Source organism: Paraburkholderia sp. (assembly GCF_034668105.1).
GTDB lineage: Bacteria > Pseudomonadota > Gammaproteobacteria > Burkholderiales > Burkholderiaceae > Paraburkholderia.
Window position 1 is genome coordinate 1 of record NZ_JAXDPY010000688.1, and the last position, 6,843, is coordinate 6,843.

8 protein-coding genes are annotated in these 6,843 nt (G+C 61.9%); 2 read left to right on the top strand and 6 right to left on the bottom strand.

The window, feature by feature from the left end; translation table 11 throughout:
• The 6 genes from QOC89_RS30290 to QOC89_RS30315 all read right to left on the bottom strand — a co-directional run.
• Positions 1 to 131, bottom strand: a 131-nt coding sequence (locus tag QOC89_RS30290) for a GTP-binding protein (RefSeq protein WP_323048415.1), incomplete at its 3' end; no start/stop codon positions are given.
• Complete coding sequence (locus tag QOC89_RS30295) at positions 128 to 841, bottom strand: class II aldolase/adducin family protein (RefSeq protein ID WP_323048408.1); 714 nt, start codon at positions 839 to 841, stop codon at positions 128 to 130. The genes QOC89_RS30290 and QOC89_RS30295, both read right to left, overlap by 4 nt.
• Before the next feature lie 48 nt (positions 842 to 889).
• The gene (locus QOC89_RS30300; RefSeq protein WP_323048409.1) at positions 890 to 1,732 is read right to left on the bottom strand and encodes an ABC transporter permease; all 843 of its coding nucleotides are present in this window, start codon (positions 1,730 to 1,732) and stop codon (positions 890 to 892) included.
• Entirely contained in the window at positions 1,729 to 2,619 is an 891-nt protein-coding gene (locus QOC89_RS30305) for an ABC transporter ATP-binding protein (RefSeq protein WP_323048410.1), read from the bottom strand. Before QOC89_RS30305 ends, QOC89_RS30300 begins: the two co-directional genes overlap by 4 nt.
• Before the next feature lie 15 nt (positions 2,620 to 2,634).
• Positions 2,635 to 3,702 carry an ABC transporter substrate-binding protein gene (locus QOC89_RS30310; protein WP_323048411.1) on the bottom strand — a complete coding sequence of 356 codons (1,068 nt, stop codon included), beginning with the start codon at positions 3,700 to 3,702 and terminating at the stop codon, positions 2,635 to 2,637.
• 11 nt (positions 3,703 to 3,713) lie between these two features.
• Positions 3,714 to 4,844 carry a porin gene (locus QOC89_RS30315; RefSeq protein WP_323048412.1) on the bottom strand — a complete coding sequence of 377 codons (1,131 nt, stop codon included), beginning with the start codon at positions 4,842 to 4,844 and terminating at the stop codon, positions 3,714 to 3,716.
• A 628-nt stretch (positions 4,845 to 5,472) separates the two neighbouring features.
• Here QOC89_RS30315 and QOC89_RS30320 point away from each other — a divergent pair.
• Entirely contained in the window at positions 5,473 to 6,285 is an 813-nt protein-coding gene (locus QOC89_RS30320) for an IclR family transcriptional regulator (protein ID WP_323048413.1), read from the top strand.
• 24 nt (positions 6,286 to 6,309) lie between these two features.
• On the top strand, positions 6,310 to 6,843 hold a 534-nt coding region (locus QOC89_RS30325; protein WP_323048414.1), incomplete at its 3' end, for a 2Fe-2S iron-sulfur cluster-binding protein.

A 6,843-nucleotide genomic window follows, 5' to 3' on the forward strand; every position in this document is an offset into this window, starting at 1 on the left:
ACCGCGCCGATCTCGTTGACGATCAACGCCGAGTTCCGCAATAGCGGCTGCTGTAGCCAGCTTTTAAGCAGCGTGGTCTTGCCGCTGCCGAGAAAGCCCGTCAGCAGATAGATCGGAATGCGTTCGATCATGGGCTCGCCGGCGACTCGCGGGAGAGCTTGCCTGCGTGGTAGTCCCACACCTTCTGCAGCAGATTCGGCTTCCACAGATTACGGCCGATCGTCTCGACCTGTTCCGCGGAGAGCACCATCGGCTCGCCAAGCTGGCTCGCCAGATACTGGCGTTGCGCGTTCTCTTCCAGATAGAACGCGAGTACGAAGGTTTCGAGAATGCCTTCGGCGGCGACCACCGCGCCGTGCGACTTCAGCATGATGACGCGGTGCGGACCGAGCGCCTCGGCAAGTTCCTCGCCCAGCGGCTTACGATTGATCGACGCAGTCTTGCCGAACCGGCGGATTTCACCGAGCACGGCCGCCTGCATGATGACCGGTTCGACGGCGCGGCCCGTCATGCTGAAGAGCGTCGACCACAGCGGATGCGAATGGACGACCGAGCTGACATCCGCACGCCGCCTGTAAATCTCCGCGTGAATGTGGAACTCCATCGGCGGCACCGCATCGCCTTCGACGAGATTGCCGTCGAAATCGATCGTGACGATGTCACGGGCGGTCAGCGCGCTGCGCACCGATTTGCCCGAGTTGATCAGCATCTGGTCCCGGCCTGGAATGCGCCAGCTGAAATGACCGTTGAAATCGATCACCTCGGCGCGTTCGAGCATCAGGATCGCGTCCGCCAGCAACTGCTTTTCTGTCTGATACTTTTCTGTCTGATAGTTATCCATGGTGGCTTGATTAGAGTCAGTTGAACGCCGATGGAAAGAGGGCGAGGGTCAGCGGCTTGCCTTCCACGGAATCAGCTTGCGTTCGAGTTCGGTCAACAACAGTGAAATGCCGTAGCCGAGGAAGGCGATCACCAGCAGGCCGACATACATCTGCTCCACCGACAGCAATTCCCACGCATTCCAGATCATGTAGCCCAAACCGCTCTTCGAGCCGATCATCTCGGCAATCGCGATCAGCATCAGACCGAGGCCAAGACCGAGCTTGATGCCGCTCATGATGTGCGGCACGGCGCCCGGCAACGCGATCGTGCGGAACACTTGCCAGCGGCTCGCGCGGAAGTTGCGCCCCACGTCCAGATAGATCTTGTTGATTTCCAGCACGCCGGTCGCGGTATTGATGAGCACGGGATAAAACACGCCGATCGCGACCATGGCGATCTTCGACGCCTCGCCGAGCCCGCAGATCAGCAGCAGCAACGGGAAAATGGCGCTTTTCGGCACCGGATAGGTCGCGGCGATCAACGGGTCGAAGACCGCGCGCAACGGCCGCGATAATCCCGTCGCCACGCCGAGCAGCAGCGCCGGAATACCTCCGATCAGGCAGCCCCAGAACAGCCGCTGCAAGGTCGCCCAGGTGTTGTCCCAGAGCGAGCCGTCGTTGACGAGGGCGACGAAGGTCGCGAAGATTTTCGTCGGCGCGGGGAAGAAGCGTTCGTCGATCAAGCCGGTTTGCGCTGCGATCTGCCACAGAAGCAACAGCACGACGGGCGATGCGATGCTGATCAGGCGGTCGCGCTGTGTGGCGGATACGAATGAGCGGCGCCTGGCGGCGTTTGCCGAACGGGCCTGCGTGGTGGGCACTGGCTGTGTTGTCTTTACGACCGTTTTCATGATTGTTTCCCGCCAAGATCGCGGGCTCGCGCGCGCTCGACCTCATCGCGCAACTGGCCCCAGATGGAATAAACGAATTCGCCGTATTCAGGCCGTGCGCGCAACTCCAGCACCGAGCGTGGCCGCTCGAACGGCACGTCGACGATCTGCTTCGCGCTGCCGGGCTGCGCGGTCATCACCATGATGCGATCGCCGAGCGTGACGGCTTCGTCGACGCTATGGGTAATGAACAGCACGGTCTTGCGCGTTTCTTCCCAGATGCGCAGCAGTTCTTCCTGAAGCAGCAACTTGTTCTGTTCGTCGAGTGCGGAGAACGGCTCGTCCATCAGCAGGATGTCCGGATCGTTCGCGAACGCCCGCACAATCGAGACGCGCTGCCGCATGCCGCCCGACAGTTGATGCGGATACGCTTTCGCAAAACGCGTCAGGCCGGTGCGGCTCAGATAGTGGCCGACTACGTCGCGAATCTCGGCTTTGGGCACGTGCCGCAGCGCGAGGCCATAGGCGGCGTTGTCGTAGACGGTCATCCACGGGAACAGCGAATCGCCCTGAAACACCATCGAGTTGCCGGGCCGGAATTCGGCGGGCGCGGTGATCTCGACGCTGCCCGAGGTCGGTGTTTCGAGGTTCGCGAGGATACGCAGCAGGGTTGTCTTGCCGCAGCCGCTCGGGCCGACGATCATGAAGAAGCAGCCGGACGGAATGTCGAGCGACACGTCATTGAGCGCGGTGACGAGGCCGCCTTGCGTCTGGAACGACTTGGTCAGATGACGCAGGCGAATCTTGGCGTTCGCGTCTTCATACGCGGCGTCGTATGACTGCGACGCGGGCGGCGGCAAATGGGCCGGCTCGCCGGACGACGGCGATGACACTAGCGGTGTGGCCATAACGATAATCCTCGGCTATCTGGTGCGTGGCTTATAGGGGCCGAGCGCGGCATCGGCGGCGTCGACGAACGAGGTGTCCACCACCTGCGCGACCGTCACGTTGCCCTTGACGACGCCCTCGCGCTTGAAGAACGCGAGGTCGTTTTCGAGGCTGGCGATGTTGAGCTTGCCGTCGGGGTTCGTGCCTTGCGGCACGATCGTGCGATAGACCGACGCATCCTTGATCGGCGTGTACTGCGTGAGTATCGCGATCACCTCGTCGGCATTCGGTCCGGCGATCCTGCCGTTCGCGAGTGAGTCGTTGTAGTCGCGAACGGCGCGCAGATAGGCACGCATGAAGGCCTTGGCCGTGTCCGGATGATCGTGGATGAAAACGCTCGAATACAGCACAACGGCCAGTTGGTGATTCGGATAGATCTGGTCGTCGCCCATCACGCGCACTGCGGCGCCGCTGCGCACGGCTTCGGTGGCGGAGGGTTCGGTTGTCAGCGCGGCATCGACGGCCTTGTTCTCCAGCGCCATCACGTGTTGCGGAAAGCCGAGATAGATGCGCTCGACATCGCTCGTCTTCAGACCCGCCTTTTTCAGCGCTTCATTCATGGTCGAGGTCGACGCGCTGCCGGTCGCGCTGCCGGCCACCTTCATGCCCTTGAGGTCGGCCAGCGTCTTGTAGCGTCCGCTCGCCACGAGGTCCTTGCGCACCAGCAGCGGTTGGTAGCCGTAGCCGGGCGGCGTCGAACCTTTGTCCGCGACGACCTTGATGCCGATGCCACGCACCACCGCGTTATACAGTCCGGCCGAGGGCGAGCCGCCGGCCACGTCGAGTTGACCGGCGCCGAGCGGCGCCACCATCTTCGCGCCGGAATCAAACGGGACGAAACGCGCGTCGATGCCTTCCTGGCGGAAATAGCCTTTCTTGTCGGCGATGAAGAACGCGACATCGCTACTCGCGTTCGCTATGCCGACATGGACGACAGTTGGGGCGGCCGCAGGGGTGGCTGCACCAGCGGCCGGCACACCCGGCAGCGCGGCCGCGACAGCGCATGTCAGCGCGGCAACGCGCAACAAACCTGAACTCTTCACTCGTGCTCTCCTTAGAAGCGGTGCCGCAACGAAAACTTCACGGCGATCTGCGTGGGCGTGGTGGATTGTCCGAGCGAGCCGATCGCGGCGACCGCAGGCTTGCCGGTCGAATCGATGCCCGAAGCGTGCTGCCACACGCCGACCACCAGCACGTCGGTGCTCTTCGAGAGGAAGTAATCCGGGCCGAAGTCGACCTGTTCATATTTGGCGGTTTCCGCCCGGGTGTAGTCGAACGACGCGCCGAGGATAAACGCCGGCGTGAAGTAGTAACGCGCGTTCGCTTCGTAGCTGTTGAACGTCGCGGAACCGGAGTTCGGCGTCGTCGGGGTATGCAGAATGTTGTGGAAGCGGGTGTTCGTATAGACCAGTCCGAGCTTCGCCTGCCCGATGGTGTACGCGAGGCCCGCGCCGAAAATCTCCATCGTATTGGCGGACAGATAGCCGCTGAATACCGGGCTCTTGCCCGGCGACGTGAAGCCGGCCGTGCCGGGCTCCGCCGTGCCGTCGAACGCGGCCGTGGCCGGATTGTTCAGGTGATCGTAGGCCACCGCCGCCGTGAACGGTCCATGCTGATAGTTGGCGCCGAGCGTATAGACCCGTTTGCTCGCGAAGTCGCCTGCCACGCCGCCGGGCGCGAAAATGCCGCTGATCTGCAAGCCCGCCATGTCGGGTGTGGCGTATTTCACCGCGTTGTCCACGCGGAAGTTCGAATTCAGATTGTCGAAGTCGCCGGGATGGGTCGCGACCCACGCCCACATCGACGTCGCGGCGATTTCGCCCACGTAGGCGGTCATCGGATCGTACTGGCGGCCGAGTGTCAGCGCGCCGTACGGGCTTTGCAAGCCCACATAGGATTGCCGTCCGAACAACCGGCCGCCTTGCAGCAATTTGCCGTTCGACGGATCGAAGCCGTTTTCGAGCACGAAGATCGCCTTCATCCCGCCGCCCAGATCCTCCACGCCACGAAAGCCGAAACGGCTGCCGTTGGTCTGGCCGGTAACCGATTCGATGTTGGAATGACCCGATTGATTGTTGATATAAACGACGCCGGCGTCGACCATGCCGTAGAGGGTCACCGAACTTTGGGCGTGAGCGACGCCCGCCATGATGGGTAAGGCGAGAAGCGCGACTGTCTTTTTCATGTTGTCTCCATCCCAGCAATTGATTGGGGTCCCGGTCGAATGCCGGGTTGTTCTGATGCCGATGAGAGAAGGCGCTGCCAAAACGATCCGAACGATCGTTCCGGATGCCTAAATTCATAACCTTGACGGCCAGGCACCCGGTTGTTGGGTACCCGCTCGTACGGCCGATCCGCGAATACGCTGCAATTCCCGGCCCGTGATGCGGTGAGGCTGAAACAGATGCTTGTGCTGGATTCCTGATATCGTTCTTTTATGTGGAACGTCGGTCCACGAAGAGCGATGTAAGGAGTTTGGCTTTGTTTAGGAACCTAAGTCAAGAAAAAGCCATCTAGGGTATTTACTCATGTTGTTTGCGGTGTTACGCCAGGCGGAACGTGCACGTTGTATATGGAACGCTTGTGCGGTTCATGGCAGGAATCCCTGCTTGCAACAGCCCTCTGCCACGATTGCCGCCGAATCGGGAAATGCCTTGTCGCGCATACGCTGGCGGTCCGGATATCATGTCGGGAGTGCAAGGCGGGAACAGGTGTGCATGGGCAGGCAGGCAAAACTCCACACCTTTCTCAGCACCTATTATCGTTCCTGTATAAGGAACGTTGTTCCAATTTGGAAGACTGGGATATAGTCCATGACAAGTGCCGAAACGCAAGCGATACCGGAAGAAAAAGGTGATGCGGGAGACGGGCGGTTGTCGTCGGTGGCGGCGGCGATTCGCGTACTGAAAGTATTTTCGGAGCAGGAGCCGGAGATCGGCATCAGCAATCTGGCGAAGCGCATGGGCCTGGCAAAGAGCACGGTTCATCGTCTTGCCACCACGCTGGTTTCCGAGGGCCTGCTGGAGCAGAACGAGGAGAACGGTCGTTACCGGCTCGGCATCCAGCTGTTCACGCTGGGTGCGCTGGTGCGCCGCCGGATCGACGTGTCGAAGCAGGCCGTGCCTTTTCTGCACGTGCTGCGTGAACACACGGGCGAAACGGTGCACCTCGCGGTACTCGACGACACCAGCATCGTTTATCTGTTCAACCTGGAAAGCGACCAGGCGATCCGCATGCGCTCGTACATCGGTGTGCGCAAGCCGGCGTTCTGCACCGCCGAAGGCCAGGTGCTGGTCGCATTCCGCACGCCAGACGTGGTCGCGCGGGTGCTGAAAGCCGGTCTGGTGGCACGCACGCCGAATACCAACACCGATACGCAGGCGTTTCTGAAAACGCTTGAAAAAGTACGTCGCGAGAACTACTCGATCGACGACGAAGAATCGGAACTGGGCATGCGCGGCATCGCTGCGCCGGTGCGCGACCTGACCGGCGCGGTGGTGGCGGCGGTGGGGGTTGGTGGCCCGTCGCAGCGGTTGACCAAGAAGGCGCTGCGCGCATGCGTGCCGCACCTGTTGAATGCGGCTGAAGGTATCTCGTCCACGTTGGGGTACCGGCCGCCGATATGACGCCAATCTGATGAAGGGAACAGTATGTCCGACGTTGCGCATCGCATCACTCTCGCGGGTTCCGACCTCTCGTTCGACTGCGACCAGCAGGACACGCTGTTACGCGCCGCGTTGCGGGCGGGCATTGCGTTTCCCTATGAATGCAACGTCGGTGCATGCGGCAACTGCAAGTTCGAACTGCTCGAAGGCGCGGTCGACGTCAAATGGCAGCAAGCACCGGCATGGACCGATAAAGATCGCGCGCGCAACCGCTATCTCGGCTGTCAATGCTCGCCGCGCGGCGACTGCAGCATCAAGCTGCGTCCGGCGGCGCATTACGCGCCGATTCACGCGCCGCGCCGCGTCACCGGCACACTGACGGGGCGGCGTCCGATCACGCACGTCATCCACGAGTTCCGCTTCGAACTGTCCGCCGACATGCAGTTCGAACCCGGCCAGTACGCGCTGCTCGAACTGCCGGGCGTCGCGGGCGTGCGCGCCTACTCGATGAGCAATATCGCCGACCAGCCGCGCATCCTGCATTTCCAGGTGCGCCGGGTGCCGAACGGGCAGGGCAGC

What these genes read in the sequence shown, in the direction of transcription:
- QOC89_RS30305 (WP_323048410.1), bottom strand. Translation starts at nt 2,619, where the DNA reads ATGGCCACACCGCTAGTGTCATCGCCGTCGTCCGGCGAGCCGGCCCAT.
- QOC89_RS30300 (WP_323048409.1), bottom strand. Translation starts at nt 1,732, where the DNA reads ATGAAAACGGTCGTAAAGACAACACAGCCAGTGCCCACCACGCAGGCC.
- QOC89_RS30320 (WP_323048413.1), top strand. Translation starts at nt 5,473, where the DNA reads ATGACAAGTGCCGAAACGCAAGCGATACCGGAAGAAAAAGGTGATGCG.
- QOC89_RS30315 (WP_323048412.1), bottom strand. Translation starts at nt 4,844, where the DNA reads ATGAAAAAGACAGTCGCGCTTCTCGCCTTACCCATCATGGCGGGCGTC.
- QOC89_RS30295 (WP_323048408.1), bottom strand. Translation starts at nt 841, where the DNA reads ATGGATAACTATCAGACAGAAAAGTATCAGACAGAAAAGCAGTTGCTG.